We start from the raw sequence: 19,447 nt of genomic DNA on the forward strand, positions 1-19,447 counted from the left end.
GTCCTGTATCGAAGCTGGAGGGGCGATGGCCCCCTCCCGGAGTGAGGTCGCCGCATGAACTGGATGGGACTGTCCTTGATTGGCGCCGAACGCGGCGAGCCCGGTGGGCCGACGTTCACCGGCTGGAATCCCGCGGAGGGCGTGGCGCTCGAGCCTCGCTTCCACGGCGCGCGGCCCCAGGAGGTGGAGCGGGCCTGCGTGCTCGCGGAGCAGGCCGCCCCCACGCTCGCGGCGCTGCCCTCGCGTCAGCGCGCCGTGTTCCTGGAGCACATCGCCGAGGCGCTCCTCGCGGCGGAGGCGGACTTCCTCGCCGTGACGCCAAAGGAGACCGGACTTCCCCCCGCGCGCATCCAGGGAGAGCTGGGCCGCGCGGCCGGACAGTTCCGTCAGTTCGCCCGACTGCTGGAGGAAGGCAGTTGGGTGGATGCGCGCATCGACCGGGCCCTGCCCGAGCGCCGTCCCTTGCCGCGTCCGGACCTGCGCTCCCTGCTGCGCCCCGTGGGGCCGGTGGCCGTGTTCGGCGCGAGCAACTTCCCGCTCGCGTTCTCCGTCGCCGGAGGTGACACCGCGTCCGCGCTGGCCGCGGGCTGTCCCGTCGTCGCCAAGGCCCATCCCGCGCACCCCGCGACGTCGGAGCGCGCAGGCCTGGCCATCCGCGAGGCCGTGGCGGCGTGTGGGCTGCCCGAAGGCGTGTTCTCGCTCCTGTTCGACGCGGGCACGGAGGTGGGCGCCTCGCTCGTGAGCCACCCCGCCATCCGCGCCGTCGGCTTCACGGGCTCTCGTGGCGGAGGACGCGCGCTGATGGCGCTGGCCGCCGCTCGGCCTGTTCCCATTCCCGTCTTCGCGGAGATGGGCTCCATCAACCCCATCTTCCTCCTGCCGGAGGCGCTGGCCGCCCGTCCCCAGGCGATGGCGGACGCGCTGGCCATGTCCATCCTCCAGGGCGCGGGCCAGTTCTGCACCTCGCCTGGCCTGCTCGTGGCGGTGGAGGGCCCTGGGTACGAGGTCTTCCGCGCGCGGCTCGCGGAGAAGCTGGGGGCCGCCTCGGCCGCGCCCATGTTGACGCCCGCCATCGCCGAGCGCTTTCGCGAGGGCGTGAGCCGTCTCGCCGCTCGCACGGACACGCGGACCTGTGCACGGGGTGAGTCGAAGGCCGCGCTGGGCGCTGCCGCGCTGTTCGAGGCGGAGGCCCGCGTGGTGCTCGCCGAGAGCGCGCTCACGGAAGAGGTGTTCGGAAGCTGCGCGGTGCTGACGGTGGCGCGTGACGCGGCGGAGCTGGTGCACGTGGCGTCGAGGCTGGAAGGCCAGCTCACCGCGACGGTGATGATGGATGCGGGAGACACGGCGCTGGCCTCCGAGCTGCTCCCCACGTTGTCGGACCGCGTGGGGCGCGTGCTGATGAATGGTGTCCCCACGGGCGTGGAGGTCTGCCCGGCCATGGTGCATGGCGGTCCCTTTCCGGCCAGCTCGGATGGCCGCTTCACCGCCGTGGGCACGGGCGCCATCCGCCGCTTCGTGCGGCCGGTGTGCTTCCAGGATGTACCGGACGCGCTGCTCCCGCCGGAGCTGCGCGAGGCGAATCCCTTGAACCTGTGGCGAACGGTGGAGGGGGTACTGAAGCGGGAGTGACTCCCGGGTGCCCCGTCTTCACCCGGGAGTCATCCCGGGCTTCACGGCGCCGCGTCGAAGCGGGACTCCAGCTTCACGCCCGCGAACGCCGCGCGGGACCTCACCATGGCGTAGTAGTAGACGCCGGTCAGCGGCGAGGGGATGTCCACCACCTCGTCGTTGCCGGCCAGATACGGCCGGTAGTCATACGCCGTCGTCGACGGCCACTGGTTGGCGCGGATGTAGAGGTCCGCGTTGCCCGTGCCGCCGCTCATCTGGAAGCGCAGGTTGCGCGCGCCGGCGGGCACCCAGAGGTAGAAGTACTGGATGTTGTTTCCGGCCAGCGGGCCCCGGTAGCAACCGTTGTCCAGCATCCGGGTGTCCGCGCCCGTGCACGGCGTGCCGTTGCCGGGCCCCGGGCCCGGGTCCGGATTCGCGCAGGTGCTCGGGTCGGTCGCGGTGGAGACGCAGTCAATCCACTGGTGGAACTCCGCGTCGTTCGCCGAGCCCAGGCTGTCCAGCGACGTGCGATACCCGGTGTAGTTCCCCGCGCGGAACTGGCCAACGAAGGTGTCCACCTGCGCCGGGTGGCGCTCGAACATGAAGCGCACCGCGAGGTAGCCCCAGTAGTACACGCGCTCGGTGCCACTGTTGTAGTCGTTGCGCAGAATCTGGCTGAGCTGGAAGCTCTTGCTGGTGCCCAGCTCCACCGCGGACGCGTTGTCGTCCTTCTTGGAGACGTACTCACCCAGCCCTTCAATCCACCAGATGGTGGGCTGGCTGATGCTGTCGCCGAAGTCGCCCTTCATGTTGAAGCGGCCATCCAGGTAGTGGACGTACTCGTGGCGCAGGTTCCAGATTTCGAACGCGGGCCGAACCCACTCCGCCTCGTAGGCGATGAAGCGGGCCTGATTGCCGGACGCCGCCGGGTCTCCCTCCAGGTACATGCCGCCGTTGTTCGTGTCGATGCCGAACAGCGCGCCGGCATACGTCTGGTAGTCCAGGCTGCTGTCGAAGATGACCATCTCCAGCGACGTGTTGTTGTCACTGGCGACGGGCAGGCGGCCCGTCTTCAGCTTGTCGTGGAAGTAGGACTCCTGCGTGGCGAGCTGGCCGCAGCTCTGCGTGAGTTGCGTGGCCGTCATCTCCTGGGCGCGCATGCGCAGCGTGGCGCCGCAGTCGTGCGTCACGCGGAGCACCGCCTGCTCCAGCGTCCGCCGGAAGTCGCAGATGCCGTAGTACGCGCAGTTGGCGCCGTCGTAGTAGTCGGCCATCTCCGCGGCGCCCACCCAGACGCCCGCGGTGGGGCCCGTCATCGAGTGGCTGGTGATGAGCGCCTTCACCTTGGGGCGCGTCTTCGTCTGCACCGTCCCCGGGTACTGGAGGAAGCGGGACAGCTCGCGGGCCGCGTTGACGGCGAGGTACTGGTTGTCGGTGCCCAGCAGGTGCTCGGTGCGCAGGCCGAAGGAGTCCAGCGAGTCGATGATGGACGGGTCCTGCTGTACGGCCGCCACGAAGTCGTCGTTGTAGTGGCCGCGGAACAGTCCGACGAAGACGTTGCTGGTGGCGCTGCGCATGTACCAGGAGGCCAGGGTGGTGTCGTTGAAGCGGTCCAGCAGGCCCTTGAAGGTGCCCAGGTGCCGCGCGTTCTCCCCCGCGCTGTCGATGAGCGTGACGAACTCCCGCAGCACCGCGCCGTGGTCGTCGTTGACGTCCCGGAAGTGGCTGTTGGCCACGAAGGCGGCCAGGGCCGGGCGGATGGCGTTGGCCAGCGCCGTGCCGTAGCTGCCCACGACGTCCGGGGCGTAGTACTGCACGTAGTACCCCGCGCGCAGGAACATGATGAGCTGGAGCGTCTGGCCATTGTTGTTGCCCCCGTAGCCTTGCGCGCTGGTGGTGAGCGCGTTGGCGATGGTGACCATCTTGCTCTCGATGAACACCTGCCGGGCGAGCGTGCCCGTGACGCTGAACAGCGTGTTGATGCACTCCGTCGAGGAGCCCTTCACCAGCGTGACGAGCGCCGTGCCGGTGGCGGCCCCGAAGGCCGCCGTGTCACACGCCAGCAGAAAGCGCTTCGGTGCGGGTGGGGTGAGGGCCTGACGCAGCTGCTCCGGGGAGACATCCGGCTGCCGCTCGTCGGGTTGGATGCGTTGGTGCGCGTGCTCCAGTCCATGAACGCGCTGAGCAGACTCGGCCGGGAGAGGACCTCCGGGACGGGCGTCCGCTCCGGGTGCGAACAGGGTGAGACAACAGATGGCGAGGACGATGTGACAGCGACACCAATCCGTGACTGGACTGCGCATGGCTTCGTGCTCCGCGAATGGGGGGGCTTGCCGCACGGTGTCGTCCGTTCCGAGTAACACCGACGTGGGTTTCACGCGGCTTTCAAGGTATTCGTGAGCACGTGTGACATTCTTGTGTCTTTCCCATGTGGGGACGAATGGAAACCACCAAAACGCGTGAAACCTTGGAGCACTGGCGGATGGGCTTCATGGGGCGGGTGGCGAATCCGCTGTTCGCGGAGGAGCTGTTCGACCGGGTGCCGGACATCGTCTTCTCGGTGAAGGACATCCGGGGGCGCTACGTGTGCATCAGCGAGGCGTGCGCGGAGCGCTGTGGCCTGAAGAGCAAGGCGGCGGCGGTGGGGCGCACGGCGCACGAGCTGTTCCCCCAGTACATGGCGGACCGGTACGTGCGACAGGACGAGAAGGTGTTCCGGACGGGGCGCGCGCTCGTGGACAACCTGGACCTGACGTTGTTCAACAACCGCAAGCCGGGCTGGTGTCTGACGAGCAAGGTGCCGCTGTTCGATGCCACGGGCGAGGTGATGGGGCTGGCGTGTCTGTCCAAGGACGTGCACGAGCCGGGGCGCGCGGGGCTGGTGGACGAGCGCTTCGCGGGGACCATCGATTACATCCAGGCGAACTATGGGGAGCGGCTGCGCATCGACTCGCTGGCGCGGCGGGCGGGGATGTCCGCGGCGCAGTTCGAGCGGCGGATGCGGCGCATCTTCCAGCTGTCGGCCGGGCAGTTCATCATGAAGACTCGCATCGACGAGGCGGCGGAGCGGCTGGTGGAGGATGCGCAGCCCATCGCCGCCATCGCCCTGGGGGTGGGGTTCTGTGACCAGAGCGCGCTGTCTCGCCAGTTCAAGCAGGTGACGGGGTTGAGCCCGCGACAGTACCGGCAGCTCGTCGTCGCCACGTCCGTGCCGGGAGCGTCACGGGGCAAGAGGACTCGCTGAAGCCAGGCCACCGGCGTGAAGTTCACGCCGGAGCAACCACGTAACCCGCCTAGAACTGCCCCGCCCGAGCCTGGTCGAAGTCCACGCGGTGCTTCATGTACAGCGTGTCCAGCATGTGGTTGCTGATGGGGTTGGCATTCCCATCCGTGAACCGGTGCACCACCGCGCCCTTGCCCGCGTCCTTCAGGAAGGCCGTCGGGTCCACGCTCCCGCCCAGGCCCGTGAGCGTGGGCACCGGGTCCGCGTTGTTGACGTAGTGCACATACTTGGGCCCATCTACATACCGCGTGGACGCCGCGCCAAACGTTTCCACGCTCAGCTTGCCCAGCGTCTTCTCCACCTGCGCCTGGGACATGCCGTCCTCGATGCGCAGCCGCTTCGCCACGTCATCCAGCGCCCGCGCGGTGATGAGGCCGCCCTGGCTATAGCCCATGAGGTGCACCTCACGGCCCGCCTTCAGCTCGCTGTAGAGCGAGTCCGCCAGCGTATCCACCGCGGGGTTGCGGCCCTTGTCCAGCTTGTCCCCCACACACTGCGCCAGGTCCGCCACCAGGCCCTGCGTCGCGTTGTGGATGCCCACCACCTTCGCGTCCGCCGTCTCCGCGATGGCCTGCATCTCACTCAGCTGCCCCGACGTCGGCGTCATGATGCCGTTGACGTAGAGAATCGTCTTCGACGGGTTCGGGTTGTCCAGCGGCGTCACGCCCGGGACATCCTTCAGCGGCGTGCCGGGCGGAAACGTCCGCCCCTTGGCCCCCACGAACTTCCCGTCATTCATCCGGTCCGGCTTCGCATCCCCGCCGAAGATGCGCTTCAGCTCGTTCACATGCGCGGCCTGGAAGACGTCCTTGCCCATCTCGATGAAGCGGGGCACGTCGGCGATGCCGCCCTTGATGGCATCCACCACCCCGCCCACCAGGGAGTTCTTCGGAGCCGCCGTGGGTGCCTTCACAGTCGTAGGGGTGACGGCGCTGCGGCTGCGGTCGATGGGGCTCACGAGGACCTCCTGCCCGGTGGGGACGGGTGTTCTCCCCATCTTCTCGAAGTCCCAGAGGGAAGTTGCGTCCTCCCACTTCGCGCGAGTCGATCCATACGGAGGGCACGCGACATGCCGCGTCAATGCGGTACGGGCGGTGAGGGCTCACGCGTTTCGGGGCAGTGGTGGTTCAGCGTCTGCTCCGCCTGCTCGCGATGGAGGCGCCGCGTGGCCGTCTCCTCCTCTTCCGTCCGCTGGCGCCGCTTCACCAGGCCCTGCGTCTCATCCACGAACCAGAACACCACCCGGAAGAAAGCCGCGATGACGGTGATGAGCAGCGTGGACAGCACCCAGCTGAGCACGTAGCCCGGCCAGCCGCCCACCGTCACCCGGATGACGTTCGTCCCCGTGAGGGGCACCAGGACGAACGCCACGTAGTGCGACACGCAATAGGGGCACGACACCAGATAGCCCAGCCACGAGTCCTTGCCCCCCAGCCGCGCGCGCAGCGACGCGAAGATGCGCTCCCGGGACAGCGTCTGCGACACACCCATCACCACGGCGGAAACGGCGAAGAGCTGGAAGAGGTCCCCCATCCCGCCAAGGTGGCGATGACGCGCCGGGCAAGAAACAGCGGGTCTCCGTGAAGGGCCCCGCCCGCTCCCCCTGCCTGCCCCCCGGCGCCAACGGCCGCGTTGGCCAGTCAACGTTCGGAAGAGACTTCCGTGGGGCTGGCTGTAAAAACGACCGATTACCGCCCTTATGCACGGGCCGTTTTGGATGCAAACCCCTGGATTCACTTGGAAACGGTGGTGCCACCCCTTGGCACGCGGGTCGCAAAGGGCAACCCCCCGTAGCGGCATCGCGGTCCCCCAACCAGATCTCTTTTTCCCCGAGAGACACCATGCAGGCTTCCAACTCCTTCTCCTCCCCTGATTCGCTCTCCACCTACCTGTCGGAGATCAACCAGTACCCGCTGCTCACCCAGCCGCAGGAGCAGGAGCTGTCGAAGCGCTTCCGCGCGGGAGACCTGGCCGCGGGCCACCAGTTGGTGACGGCGAACCTCCGCTTCGTGGTGAAGGTGGCCTACGAGTACCGCTCCTACGGCCTGAAGATGTCGGACCTCATCCAGGAGGCGAACATCGGCCTGATGAAGGCCGTGCAGAAGTTCGACCCGGACAAGGGCATCCGCCTCATCTCCTACGCCGTCTGGTGGATTCGCGCGTACATCCAGAACTGCATCCTGAAGAACTGGAGCCTGGTGAAGCTGGGCACCACGCAGGCGCAGCGCCGCCTCTTCTTCAGCCTGGCCCGCACGCGCCGCGAGCTGGAGAAGATGGGCGCCGGCGACGCGAACGTCGTCAACGCCGAGGAGATTGCGCGCAAGCTGAACGTGAAGGCCTCCGAGGTGCGCGAGATGGAGCAGCGCATGGGTGGACGGGACCTGTCCCTGGACGCGCCCATGGGCGAGGACGGCGACGCCACGCACCTGGACTTCGTGGAGTCCGAGTCCGCCTCCGCGGTGGACGAGGTCGCCGACCGGCAGCAGGCCAACCTCACCCGCGAGCTCGTGCAGCGCGCCCTGCGCCGCCTGGACCCGCGCGAGCGCTTCATCATCGAGCAGCGCGTCATGGGTGACGCGGAGATGACGCTCAGCGAGCTGGGCGAGCACTTCGGCTTCTCCCGTGAGCGCGCCCGTCAGCTGGAGATTCGCGCGAAGGACAAGCTCAAGCTCGCGCTGGCCACGCTGATGGCCGAGGCCGGCGTCGACGAGAGCACGCTCAACGCCTGAGCCTCACACCTTCCTGGGGAAGACGACGGCGCTCCAGCCCGGCCCGGCTGGAGCGCCGCCTCCCCGCACCGGCTCGACATGGAGCGGGCTCACCCCACCCGCTCGAAGCGAATGTCGGCGTGCTGGACGTCCGCGGCGGCGAAGGCGAGCAGCCGCGCGCCCTCGTCAGTCAACGCGCTGCGGTCCTCACGCGACAGCCGCGCGAAGGGCGTGATGCTCAAGGTCGCGGTGCCGCGGGCGCGTTCAATGCGCCAGGTTCCTCGAACGAAGCCATCGACGAGGATGGTGGCGCGCACGATGCCGTTGATGGTGAAGACACGCTTGCGGGCGGCATCGGAGATGATGCGCGTGCGGTCCGCGTGGGCCAGCAGCACGCTGTCGAACTCGGACAGGAAGCGGACGGGCGCGGGCGTGTCCGGGTCGGGCCTCCGGGCATCGGGGGTGTCGAACAGCTCGACGCCGTGCTCGTCACGGAAGGCGCGCAGTCCAGGCCTCAACCGCTCCAGGACAGCGCCCATGCGTGACAGGCCCGACCAGGCCTGCAGGTCCTTGGCGCTCGCGGGGCCAAACGCGGCGAGGTAGCGCATCACCAGCGCGTCTGGCGGCGCGGCGGGCTCGAAGCGCTGGCCGAGCCAGGACTCGGCGGTGGCGTACACCATCCGCTCGCCATGGCCCCACGTTCCACAGGGTGGCACCACGACGAGCGGCTCCAGGCTCGAGAAGCCCATGCTCAGGGCGCTCGCATCATGGCCGGGCCACCTCTCCTGGAGCCGCTGGCCCAGCTCGCCCCGGGGACTGGGACGTGCCTCCAGCAGCGCCCGTCCCTCCGCCACCAGCGCCTGAGCCTCCACGCCCGCCAACTGCTTGCCATGGGAGGAGTGCTTCAGCCCCCTGTCCAGCGCGGGTTGCAGCACGGGACGCAGCGCGAGGCAGTCTCGCGCGGTCACCAGGTGCAACGTCCCGCGCATCATCCCGGCGCGCACCACCTGACGCTCGGTGATGAGCCGGGTCAGCGACTCTTGCTGGAAGCCGTCCAGCCGCGTCCACAATGCGCCGTAGGGAGGATGGGTGGCCTGGGCTTGAAGCCCCACCAGGTGCTCCAGTGCATCCACCACGCCCGCCCGGGAGCGCTGCAACAGCCACTGACGCTGGAGCAGGGCCCGGTTGAGGGCCCGCTGCCCCAGGACCCGGGCCGGCACGCTCCGCCGCCGCGAGGAGGCACGGACAGGCGGCGCGCTTCCGGATTCCTTCGTGGGTGAAGGCACTGGACTCAGCACCCCTTCCCTCCGTGCCTTGCTGGAGCGTCCACGTTTGACACCCGCGGGGACGAGCATCGGCAACATCATCAAGAAGGGAATCATGTCGGGTGGCACCTGGGGGTGGGATGCGAACGCCCCTGGGTCGGGAGAACCCAAGGGGCTTCGTGGACGCCATCCTGCGACCCGCCCCTGACAGTCCTATGTCAGGAATGTGCAACCCGCCGGGCCCGGCTCAGCGCCGCGACATGCCGTGGAGCGCCATCACGATGTGCTCGAAGGTGCGCCCGGGCAGCAGGCGCTTCGACACCAGGCCGACGCGCTGCGACAGGTGCCCCACGGAGTAGCGCACATCCACGCGCTGCCGCTCCATCAGGGCCAGGAGCTTCCGGGCGACCTGCTCGGGAGGAACGCCCGTGCCTTCTCCTGACTCCACCAGGTTCATGACGCGCTCGAAGGCCTCCTGGTAGGCGGACCCGGGACCGGATTGCCGGGCGCGCTGCCGGTACTCGCGCACGCGCGTGAGGACATCCCCGGGCTGCAGCAGCGTGGCCTCGATGCCGAAGGCGGCGACTTCCTGCCGGAGGCTCTCCGTCATCCCCTCCAGGGCGAACTTGCTGGCGCTGTAGAGCCCCTGGAAGGGAAGCCCGGCGGCGCCGCCCATGGAGCTGATGTTGACGATGAGGCCCGACCGCTGCGCGCGCATCGTGGGCAGCACCGCCCGGCAGACGCGCAGCACGCCGAAGAAGTTGGTGTCCATCTGCCGCTGGGCTTCTTCGACGGACACGTCCTCCACGGCGCCGGCCATCACGAAGCCCGCGCAGTTCACCACCACATCGAGCCGGCCCTCGGCCGCGAGCACCGACGCCACCGCGCGCTGAACGGAATCCTCATCCGTGACGTCCAACACGGCCATCCGATGGTGGGCACCATCCGCGCGGGGATGGCGGCTGGTACCATGGACGGCGTGGCCATGTGCCCCCAGGAGCTCCGCGCAGGCCTGACCGATTCCAGAGGATGCGCCAGTGATGAGGACCACCTTGCGTCGCGACTTGCTCATGCGTGTTCCCGCCCAGGCTCGTGACGAGCATCAACGTGGGAGCGCATAGTGAACCTCATCGAGCCCTGTGTCCTGGCGGGCGCGGTGGTGGGCACCCTCACCGGCGCCATCCTGGGCTTTCCCCATGGCCTGCTGTGGGGACTGGGCGGCATGGCGGCCGGCTTCGTCGGCGGCGTGCTCGTGCTGCCCTTCGTCATCCTCTTCCTCGTCATGGCCGGAATGGCGCTGTTCTTCTGGCCGCGCCACCTGCTCAGGCAGCTCCGGGGCACGCGGCCCGGGACGGATGACGCGCCGCGAGAACACGGCGACCACTGAGGCGTCTGTCTTTACGAGTCGCCGAGTCCTCGCTTAAGAGGCCGGCTCATATGATTTCCACGGACAGTGCGCATTCCCGCCGTCGAGGTTCCTCCGATGTCATGGGCGTCCCATCGCCGCGCGTGAAGTCGCTCCTGGCGTCGCTACTCCTGTGCCTGGCCCCCGTCACCTGGGGCTGTGGCGGTTCGGAGCCGTCGCCCTCCCCCAGACCCGATGCGGGCACCCAGCGGCCGGACGCGGGGGCATCGACGAACGACGCGGGCACGGATGCCGGCACGGAGGACCTCGACGCGGGAGAGCCGCCTCCCGGCTTCACGCTCCAGGCTCCGACTGAAGTCACACTCCGGTTCATCCCGGAGGTGAGCGCGGGGGTGCTCGTCACCATCATCCGCGAGCCCTCGTTCACCGATGCAGTGCACCTCTCCATCGAGGGAATTCCCGAGCACGTGCACTTGACCAGTGATGTGCTCGACGAAACGGAGACGGTGGGCCTGCTCTCGCTCTCCGTCCAGGAATTCGCCCACTACGGCACGGTACCCGTCACGGTGGTCGCGAGCAGCGGAGCGACTCGCGTCGAGCAGCCCATGAACCTCGTCATCCAGCCCGGCCCGGCGGCGTTGGACTCGTCGTTCGGCGGCAATGGCGTGGCGATGCCCGCCTTCGGCCAGCCGGAGGTGCGCATCCACGCCCTGGCGACACAGCCGGATGGCAAGTGGATCCTGGCAGGCGCCACGGGCTCCACCGGCCTGCGCGACGTCCTGGTGGCGCGTCTGCTCCCGAACGGGACGTTGGACCCGGACTTTGGCAACCAGGGCACCGTCACCCTGGATGTCTGCGGAGGTGATGACTACGTGGACGCCGTCACCGTGCTGCCCGACGGGCGAATCCTCGTCGCGGGGGGCGCCATCTCGGGTCCTGGGAGCTGCGCGGGGAGCCAGTACCAGAGCCTGCTCTTCGCCCGGTACACCTCGGCGGGCGCCCTGGACACCACCTTCGGCGACATGGGTGTACGCACCTTCCAGATTTCAGCGGGCAACGCCGCGCTGCATGCCGTCACGGTGGATTCGAAGGGGCGCATCGTCGGTGCAGGCACCGTGCAGCATGATGACCTGGACTTCGTCATCATGCGCCTCACGCCCACGGGCGCCGCCGATACGACCTTCAGCTCGGATGGACTGGCCTGGGATGACCTGGGCGAAGACGAGGACGGACTGGCCGTTGTCACCCTGGCCGACGACCGCATCGTGGTGGCGGGAACTACGAATGCCAGCCGCAATCGAATGGCCTTGCGTCGCTACAACGTCAACGGTACGCCCGACTCGAGCTTCACGTACCGCAGCGTGTCGGACTGGCCTCGCCTGACGCCCCGGACCCTGCATCTACTGGACGGGGACAAGTTGCTGGTGGGCGGCAGCGCGCGGTGGAATGCGGGCACCGATTCCCCCAACAGCGGCGCGGTGACGCGGGTCCATGCAAACGGCAGCCCTGATACGAGCTTCGGCTGGGATGGCGACAGCGTCACCCACTGGTCCGCGTCAGGACCCCAGCAGGAACGGCTGGTGGGCACGGGTATCCTGCATGGCGGCAACCTGGTCCTGGCGGTGGCCAGCACCATCGATGGCGCCACGGATGGCATCGGCATCATCCACCTGTCCGAGGATGGGAAGACCGCCTTGCGCACGCACCGCACCAACCTGCCGGGAACCGAGGTTGCCCTCGCCGCCGCGCTCGACACCGATGGCTCCATGTGCGTGGCGGGCCTCCGCGCCGACGAAGGCTCGTCCACCACGGCCCCCTTCGTGACGCGCTTCTGGCCCTTCAGGTGAGCGGGACGCCAGGGCCCCGAGCCTATGCGCTGGAGAATGGCGTCCACCTCCTCGCGGGTGGACGTCGCATGCGACACATCCGAACCTCACTCATGTCGCGCGCCCTTCCTGGCGCTGCCGCGCTCGGGCTTGCGGAGCTCCCGCTCCAGGGCATCCAGCCGGTCATTCCAGAAGCGCTCGTAGAAACGCAGCCAGTCGGCCGCTCCGGCCAGCGGCGCCGGCGCGAGGCTGCACCGATGCGTGCGCCCCTCCACCGACCTGTTCACCAACCCCGCACGCTCCAGCGTCTTGACGTGCTTGGAAGCGCCCGCGAAGGACATGCTGAACGGCGCCGCCAGTTCGCCAATGCTCCGCGGTCCCGAGGACAGGCTGCGCAGCATCTCCCGCCGCGTCGGGTCGGAAAGCGCGTGGAAGACCGCGTCGAGCTGCTCGGAACGTTGCTGAACCATGGGGGTGACCATAACGACCTCCGCCCAAAATTAAACCACCCAGTTAAACAACATGCCAGAGGGGCTGACAGGCGAGCAGCGACTGGAAGGCGCTCGCGGACGACCCGCCCTTCGCGCGACGGCCACGTCCCCAGGACCAGGCCAGGAGCACCAGCGGAATCAGGCCGGGGTTTCCGCTCCCTGCCGCCGCGCACCCTCCCTGCGCTGTTGCATCCCGCGGCTCGGAGCAGGGCAGCCACAGCCGGCACGCCGAGCCCGCCTTCACACACGGATGCTCCCCCAGCGCGCCGGTGCAGGCAGGCCCGAAGTGGCCCGCCTCGAGCCCCGCCACCGCGCAACTCCGGGTGCCGTCTTCCCTCGCGACACACGCCATGCCCACGGGACAGTCCACATGCGCACGGCACCGCTGCGCGCAGGAGTCCACGTCTGGCTCCACCGGCGTCCGGACGGGCGCGCCTCGTGAGGCGTCGTCAATGGCCGCCTGGATGAAGTCCGCGTGCACGTCGACGCGGGTGTTCGTCCCCGTGGTGCAGGTGAGGTCACCAAACGAAGTCACACCGACCAGGCGCTCGAGGCCGTCCTGTTCGATGAACACCGGGCCACCGCTGTCCCCGCCGCACGACATCGCTGGCGCCGCTTCGACGGAGAACGCGTCCGCTTCAACCGACGTGATTCGGGACAAGCCACCTCGGCGCAGGCCCGAGCCGCCCTCCCCGTCCACGCCGAAGCCCACCACCCGCGCCAGCCGCCCCACGCCGTCGGCGGGAAACGCCCGCGCCTCCCAGGCCAGCGGAGCGACTGGCGCATCGCTGGCGAGAATCAACACGCCCAGGTCGCTCACACCCGGACGCCACGCGGGATGGAGCCGGCCCTCCACCACGCGGATGCGCTGCGCGGCCGAGGCACGGGCCGTCTCCGCGGCGAACACCACCGAGAACACCCGCGGCGCATCCGCGGTCTCCACGCAGTGCGCCGCCGTCAGCACCACCCGAGGCGCCACCAGCGTGCCCGTGCAGAGCACGCGAGCCGCCTCGTCGGGCTCACCACAGAAGGGCGAGACGGGGACGATGGCGGCCACCGCGGGGAATCTCGGCTCGGGCGCTCCGCCCACCACGGCCCGCCGCGCCGGGGTGAGCGCCTCCGGGGAGACAGGGACGACAGAAGGACCACACGCTCCCGCCGCCAGCAGGAGTCCCACGGCGGCGGACGTGACGTCACTCGCTGTCGAAGTCGCCCTGCGGAACGTCCGTGGCGGCGCCCGCGACGTCCCAGTACTTCCAATCACCCGTCTTCTCCCCCTTCTCGTACTGGCCCTGCACGGCCAGCGCGCCATTGGGGTGCCACTCCGCATAAGCGCCCTGCGAGCGATGCCCCGCCAGCGTCCCTTCCGCCCACTTCGAGCCGTCCGAGCGCCAGGCGGTCCACTTCACCGGGCCGGAGCCGGGCGAATGGAGCTCCTCGCGGTTCTTCTGGCCCTCCTCGTAGTAGAGGGTCCACAGGCCCTGCTTGAGCCCGCCACGATAGTCGCCCTCGAACTGCTTCACGCCGTCCTCGAAGTAGCTGACCCAGCGGCCCTCCATCTTCCCGTCGACGTAGGTGCCCTCCGTCTTCAGCTTCCCGGTGGCGTGCCACTCCGCCCAACGGCCGTGCTTCTTGCCATCGAGTTGGGCGCACCACTGGAGGACGCCGTCGGGCGGCGCGCGACCCTGGAGCCGCGCGCCATCGGGACAGGGCCCGGAAGCCCGGTTGCACCCCAGGGCCATCCCGGCGGCGAGCGACAGCGCCGCACCTGTCAGCACGCGCTTCTTCAACTGCACGAACCCACGCCGCTGCAGCTGCAGTTGTTGCGCGCGAACGAGTAGTCATCCGACGCCGCCGCGAAGCTGCCCAGGCCGTAGTCGTGCTTGGCGCAGTCCTGCGTATAGGCCGTGGTGCCCACGCAGCGCGGCAGGCTGGTGACGCCGCAGCCCTGGCCGCAGCGGCCCTTGCAGCCGTTGCCCGAGCCGCCGGTGCAGCCGCAGCCCATGCCCGCCGTGCGGTAGTAGCCGGAACCGATGTACTGCTGGCCGCAGGAGCAGGAGATGTGCGTCCAGCCGCGCTCGGACACGTACTCGTACGCCGTGAGGACCTCGCCCACGGGGACGATCTGCATGAAGCTCGTCTGGCGCTCGGCGGCGTCCTCGACGCGGGTGCGGCCCTCTTCGGGAAGCTCGCGGGCAAGCCCCTCCAGCAGCGACGCGAGCAGGTGCGAATGGGTCGCGTCGAGCGGGCTGCCCGATGGCATGAACTGGCCCACGCCCTGATTGAAGTCGATGTGGAACCCAATGACGGGGTCGCCAAAGTCGTACGTCACCTCGACGACGTTGGCCTGCGTCTCCACCGCGAGCATCCGCACCACAGCGCCCCCGGAGCCGTACGTGGCCTCCAGCGTCGTCGCGTCGTGCTGGAGGACCTTGAAGCCCTCCTGCTCGATGGACTGTCCAGGCGGCGCGTCGGAACAGCCCACCACGACAGCCAGCGACAGGGCACAGAGCAGAAGCCTTTTCATGTCTCTCTCGATTCCAGGGATATGAGAATTCTCAGCACCCGAGAACCTAGAAACATGCGCACATGGGCGTCAACAGGCTTACCCTGAAATCAACACCATCCCAGCATAGACTCGACACCCGGCGATGGACGCCGCCCTCAGGAGAGACCCATGCCCCAGAATCGCGCAACCCTGATGTGCATTGCCGCCCTGCTGATGGGTGGCTGTGGTGGAGCCATGGACGAAGCCGCGGCGGAGCCTTCCGCGACGGAGTCCACGTCCCAGGCCCTCTACCCGGAGTACAACCCGGACATCCACTGCCTGGTCTGGTCCCAGTACGTGTCCTGCGGCAGCGGTCCGACGATGTACGCCTACTACAGCCCGGACTGGGGCTACTACATCGAGCGAAACGTCTGTGGCCGCAACGGGCCGGTCATCTGTCCGCTGTACTGATTCACAGGACGGGCATCCATCCCCGGCGCGGGCGGTGCTATCAAGCACCGCACCATGCCTGAAACGCCCCCTTCCCTGTTCGATGCGGTGCCCGCGGAGATGGACTTTCCTTCCGACGAGCGCCGCATCCAGGCCTTCTGGAAGGACCGCCGCATCTTCGAGCGCTCGCTCGAAACGCGTGAGGGTGCCCCCAGCTTCGTCTTCTACGAGGGACCGCCGACCGCCAACGGCCTGCCGCACAACGGCCACGTCCTCACGCGCGTCATCAAGGACCTGTTCCCCCGCTACAAGACGATGACGGGCCACTACGTCCCCCGCAAGGCCGGCTGGGACACCCACGGCCTGCCCGTGGAGGTGGAGGTCGAGAAGGAACTGCGCATCCACGGCAAGGCGGAGATTGAACGCTACGGCGTGGAGCCCTTCACCGAGCGCTGCATCGAATCCGTCTTCCGCTACACCTCCGAGTGGGAACGGCTCACCGAGCGCATCGGCTTCTGGGTGGACCTGAACCAGGCCTACGTCACCTACCACCGTCCGTTCGTGGAGAGCGTGTGGTGGGCGCTGGCGGAGCTGCACCGCAAGGGCCTGCTGTACCAGGGCCACAAGGTGGTGTGGTGGTGGCCGCAGGGCGGCACCGCGCTGAGCGCCGCGGAGGTGGGCCTGGGCTACAAGACGGTGGACGACCCGAGCGTCTACGTCGCCTTCCCGCTGCGCGACACGCCGGACACCGCGCTGGTGGTGTGGACGACCACGCCCTGGACGCTGCCGTCCAACATGTACGCGGCCGTCAACCCGGGCGTGGACTACGTCACCGTGGACGCGGGCGAGCGCAAGCTCATCGTCGCCGCGGCGCTGCGCGAGGCGCTGGCCAAGAAGCTCAAGCAGGACCTGCCGGTGCTCGCCACGCAGAAGGGCAGCGACCTGGTGGGCCAGCGCTACCAGCCGCCCTTCGACCTCTACCACCAGCGCGCGGGCGACACGCGGCTGCCGCTGAAGGACGGCGGTGAGGATGCGCAGGCCTGGCGCGTGCTGGGCGCGGACTTCGTGACGCTCGACAGCGGCACGGGCATCGTCCACATCGCCCCGGCTTTTGGCGAGGACGACTACGAGGCATTCCGCAAGGACAAGGCCCGCTTCGCCCAGCCGGAGGCGCTGGAGCTGTTCTGCGCGGTGAAGCCGGACGGCACCTTCTCCGACGACGTGCCGCTCGTCGCGGGGCGCTTCGTGAAGGAGGCGGACAAGGACATCCAGCGCCACCTGAAGGAGCGCGGGCTGGTCCTCTTCACGGAGCAGTACAAGCACGAGTACCCCTTCTGCTGGCGCGCGGACGACGACCCGCTCATCCAGTTCGCCCGGCCCGCCTGGTACATCCGCACCACGTCCGTGAAGGACGAGGCGATCGCCAACAACCGCGCCGTCAACTGGGTGCCCGAGCACATCAAGGAAGGCCGCTTCGGCGACTTCCTGGCCAACAACGTGGACTGGGCCCTGTCGCGCGAGCGCTACTGGGGCACGCCGCTGCCGCTGTGGGTGCACTCGGAGACGGGTGAGGTGGAGGCCATCCCCTCGCTCCAGGCGCTGCGCGAGAAGCCGGGCAACAACGTGGCCGCGGTGGAGGCGGAGCTGAATGCCTTCCTCGCGGGCAAGCCGCACGAAGCCAACGCGAAGCACCTCATCGTCCACAAGCCGTGGATCGACAAGGTGACGTTCGAGAAGCCCGGCACCCCGGGGCGCTTCCAGCGCGTGCCCGAAGTCGTCGACGTGTGGTTCGACTCCGGTTGCATGCCCTTCGCGCAGTGGGGCTTCCCGCACGCGCCGGGCTCGCGGGAGATCTTCAACCGCGCCTTCCCCGCGGACTTCATCTCCGAGGCCATCGACCAGACGCGTGGCTGGTTCTACTCGCTGCTGATGGTGAGCACGCTCATCTTCGACGAGGAGACGCAGGCGCGCATGGGCCTGTCACCCCAGCGCGGCTGGCCGCAGCCGTACAAGAGCTGCATCGTGCTGGGCCACGTCTCCGACAAGGAGGGCCGCAAGGAGTCCAAGTCCAAGGGCAACTACACGCCGCCGGAAATCATCCTGGACGAAGTGCGCATGGACTTCGCCGTCCTCACGGCCACTGAGGCCGGCGTTCCGGGTGAGCCGGGCGTAGCGCTCATCGCTCGCGAGGACCTGGAGGGCCTGGACATCCAGGAGGGCGCCAAGGTGCAGCTCTTCCGGCCGGACCGTCCGAACGTGGTCGTCACCGCGACGGTGAAGGCGCACAAGAAGCTCAAGCGCCGCGTGCTGCTGCTGGCGCCCGCTGACCTGCAGACGCTGGACGTGGCGCCCTCCGCGCGTGGCGCCAGTGTCATGCCGGTGGAGGTGCCCCGGCTGGCGCCTTCGGAGCGCGTGGTGCTGAAGGACCCCGCCGCCAAGGCGCCGGGCGCGGACGCGTTCCGCTGGTTCTTCTACGCGGCGAGCCCCACCTGGTCGAACACGCGGCACTCGCTGAGCAACGTGCGGCTGTTGCAGAAGGACTTCCAGGTCAAGCTGCGCAACGTCTACTCGTTCTTCACCATCTACGCGAACATCGACGGCTTCACCCCCGCGGCCGGCAACACGGACGCGTCCGACTCGCCGTGGGAAGCCATCCGCCGCAGCCAGGGCTGGCGCGAGGTGAAGGCGCGGCCGGTGCTGGACCGCTGGATTCTGTCCGAGGTCCACCTCACCCTGCGCGACGTCACCCGCGCGCTGGACACCTACCAGGTCTACGACGCGGCCCAGCGGATGGTGGCGCTCGTGGACGCGCTGTCCAACTGGTACCTGCGCCGCAGCCGCTCGCGCTTCTGGGCGCCGGGCTTCGAACAGGACAAGCAGGACGCGTACTTCACGCTCTACGAGGCGCTCACCACCATTGCCTCGCTATCGGCGCCCTTCATCCCCTTCTTCGCCGACGAGATGTGGGGCAACCTGGTGCGCAAGCCCTGGCCCACCACGCAGCCGGAGAGCGTCCACCTGGCGCGCTTCCCCACCGTGGATGCGTCCCTCATCGACGAGGGGCTCGCGGCGGAGATGGGCGCGGTGCGGGATTTGGTCTCCCTGGGCCTCAAGGTGCGCACGGACAACCGCCTCAAGGTGCGCCAGCCGCTGGCGCGCGCGGACGTCATCCTGGCGCGCAAGGAGCTGACGGACCGCGTGGCGGTGTATCGCGACCTCATCGCGGACGAGCTGAACGTCCACGAGGTGCGCTTCGTGGAGCCGGGCAGCCCGGAGGCGGACGTGGTGCGCTTCCGCGTCCGGCCCAACCTGCGCGCGGTGGGCGGACGGCTGGGCCCCAAGCTGGCCCCGGTGCGCAAGGCCTTCGACACGGGTGACGGCGCCGCGCTGCACCGCGAGTTGCTCCAGACGGGCCGCGTGGCCATGACGGTGGCCGGCGAGGACCTGGTCTTCACCGCCGAGGAGCTGGAGACGCTGGTGGAGGCCAACCCCGGCTATGCCGCCGCGGGCATGGGCGTGGGCGTGGTGGTGCTCCACACCGAGCTGAGCGAGTCCCTGGTGGATGAGGGTCTGGTGCGCGAGCTGCTCGCCCGCGTGCAGGGCGCGCGCAAGGACATGGAGCTGGGCTACACCGACCGCATCCAGCTCTGGGTGGACGGCGACGCGCGCGTGAAGCGCGTGACGGACGAAGCGCGGGAGCTGATCGCGCGGGAGACGCTGGCCTCCAGCATCCTCGTGGGCCCCGAGGGCCTCACCGGCCAGGAAGAAGAAGTCAGCATCAACGGCCTGCCCGCGCGCATCCGCGTGGAACGGGCCTGAGCCGCGAAAAAACACGGGCTGCCTCATCCCCGCGATGAGGCAGTCCGCAAGTCACGGCAAGACAGGGACGCGCCAGCCTTCACTCAGTTCGCGGTGAAGGTCGTGTCGTTCCGGTACAGCAACGTCTGGGACCAGTTGGACGT

At 68.9% G+C, this 19,447-nt stretch carries 16 protein-coding genes; 7 read left to right on the forward strand and 9 right to left on the reverse strand.

All coding sequences use genetic code 11. The annotated features are described in order from the left end of the window. Positions 1-54 precede the first annotated feature (54 nt). Positions 55-1,629: an aldehyde dehydrogenase (NADP(+)) gene (locus tag BHS09_RS31990; protein WP_140795186.1), complete on the forward strand. Its 1,575-nt coding sequence runs from the start codon at positions 55-57 to the stop codon at positions 1,627-1,629. Positions 1,630-1,670: 41 nt separating this feature from the next. Here the strand turns inward: BHS09_RS31990 and BHS09_RS31995 are convergent, their stop codons facing one another. Beyond that, positions 1,671-3,911, reverse strand: a complete 2,241-nt coding sequence (locus BHS09_RS31995; RefSeq protein ID WP_140799906.1) for a M9 family metallopeptidase — start codon at positions 3,909-3,911, stop codon at positions 1,671-1,673. A 137-nt stretch (positions 3,912-4,048) separates the two neighbouring features. On the opposite strand from BHS09_RS31995, the gene BHS09_RS32000 reads away from it, so the two are divergent. Next, positions 4,049-4,852: an AraC family transcriptional regulator gene (locus BHS09_RS32000; protein WP_237079941.1), complete on the forward strand. Its 804-nt coding sequence runs from the start codon at positions 4,049-4,051 to the stop codon at positions 4,850-4,852. A 49-nt stretch (positions 4,853-4,901) separates the two neighbouring features. Here the strand turns inward: BHS09_RS32000 and BHS09_RS32005 are convergent, their stop codons facing one another. Further along, the gene (locus tag BHS09_RS32005; RefSeq protein ID WP_140799908.1) at positions 4,902-5,849 is read right to left on the reverse strand and encodes a hypothetical protein; all 948 of its coding nucleotides are present in this window, start codon (positions 5,847-5,849) and stop codon (positions 4,902-4,904) included. Positions 5,850-5,968: 119 nt separating this feature from the next. Beyond that, positions 5,969-6,424 carry a hypothetical protein gene (locus tag BHS09_RS32010; protein WP_140799909.1) on the reverse strand — a complete coding sequence of 152 codons (456 nt, stop codon included), beginning with the start codon at positions 6,422-6,424 and terminating at the stop codon, positions 5,969-5,971. A gap of 308 nt (positions 6,425-6,732) precedes the next feature. On the opposite strand from BHS09_RS32010, the gene BHS09_RS32015 reads away from it, so the two are divergent. Then, positions 6,733-7,620, forward strand: coding sequence for an RNA polymerase factor sigma-32 (locus BHS09_RS32015; RefSeq protein ID WP_140795191.1), 888 nt, complete (start codon positions 6,733-6,735; stop codon positions 7,618-7,620). Between the two features lie 89 nt (positions 7,621-7,709). Here the strand turns inward: BHS09_RS32015 and BHS09_RS32020 are convergent, their stop codons facing one another. Both BHS09_RS32020 and BHS09_RS32025 read right to left on the reverse strand, forming a co-directional pair. After that, positions 7,710-8,819 (reverse strand): winged helix DNA-binding domain-containing protein, encoded by a 1,110-nt coding sequence (locus BHS09_RS32020; protein WP_237079942.1) that lies wholly within the window; start codon positions 8,817-8,819, stop codon positions 7,710-7,712. A gap of 292 nt (positions 8,820-9,111) precedes the next feature. Further along, the gene (locus BHS09_RS32025) at positions 9,112-9,936 is read right to left on the reverse strand and encodes an SDR family oxidoreductase (RefSeq protein WP_140795193.1); all 825 of its coding nucleotides are present in this window, start codon (positions 9,934-9,936) and stop codon (positions 9,112-9,114) included. A gap of 48 nt (positions 9,937-9,984) precedes the next feature. On the opposite strand from BHS09_RS32025, the gene BHS09_RS32030 reads away from it, so the two are divergent. Together BHS09_RS32030 and BHS09_RS32035 are read left to right on the forward strand one after the other, a co-directional pair. Beyond that, positions 9,985-10,251 (forward strand): hypothetical protein, encoded by a 267-nt coding sequence (locus BHS09_RS32030; RefSeq protein WP_140799911.1) that lies wholly within the window; start codon positions 9,985-9,987, stop codon positions 10,249-10,251. 101 nt (positions 10,252-10,352) lie between these two features. After that, positions 10,353-12,077 (forward strand): hypothetical protein, encoded by a 1,725-nt coding sequence (locus tag BHS09_RS32035; protein WP_261344752.1) that lies wholly within the window; start codon positions 10,353-10,355, stop codon positions 12,075-12,077. Between the two features lie 86 nt (positions 12,078-12,163). On the opposite strand, the gene BHS09_RS32040 is transcribed toward BHS09_RS32035, so the two are convergent. The 4 genes from BHS09_RS32040 to BHS09_RS32055 are packed head-to-tail and all read right to left on the reverse strand — an operon-like array spanning position 12,164 to position 15,074. Continuing rightward, complete coding sequence (locus BHS09_RS32040; protein WP_011556159.1) at positions 12,164-12,538, reverse strand: ArsR/SmtB family transcription factor; 375 nt, start codon at positions 12,536-12,538, stop codon at positions 12,164-12,166. A gap of 31 nt (positions 12,539-12,569) precedes the next feature. After that, positions 12,570-13,724: a S1 family peptidase gene (locus BHS09_RS32045; protein ID WP_140799913.1), complete on the reverse strand. Its 1,155-nt coding sequence runs from the start codon at positions 13,722-13,724 to the stop codon at positions 12,570-12,572. A gap of 16 nt (positions 13,725-13,740) precedes the next feature. Then, positions 13,741-14,343, reverse strand: coding sequence for a toxin-antitoxin system YwqK family antitoxin (locus BHS09_RS32050; protein ID WP_140799914.1), 603 nt, complete (start codon positions 14,341-14,343; stop codon positions 13,741-13,743). Beyond that, on the reverse strand, positions 14,334-15,074 hold the full coding sequence (locus tag BHS09_RS32055) for a hypothetical protein (RefSeq protein ID WP_140799915.1): 741 nt from the start codon (positions 15,072-15,074) through the stop codon (positions 14,334-14,336). Before BHS09_RS32055 ends, BHS09_RS32050 begins: the two co-directional genes overlap by 10 nt. A 150-nt stretch (positions 15,075-15,224) precedes the next feature. Here BHS09_RS32055 and BHS09_RS32060 point away from each other — a divergent pair, with 150 nt between their 5' ends. Further along, a complete protein-coding gene (locus BHS09_RS32060) occupies positions 15,225-15,506 on the forward strand; it encodes a hypothetical protein (protein ID WP_140795199.1) in 282 nt (93 codons plus the stop codon). A gap of 54 nt (positions 15,507-15,560) precedes the next feature. After that, positions 15,561-19,304, forward strand: a complete 3,744-nt coding sequence (ileS, locus tag BHS09_RS32065) for an isoleucine--tRNA ligase (protein ID WP_140799916.1) — start codon at positions 15,561-15,563, stop codon at positions 19,302-19,304. Positions 19,305-19,447 lie beyond the last annotated feature (143 nt).

Origin of the sequence: Myxococcus xanthus (assembly GCF_006402735.1) — a bacterium.
GTDB classification, from domain to species: Bacteria; Myxococcota; Myxococcia; order Myxococcales; family Myxococcaceae; genus Myxococcus; species Myxococcus xanthus_A.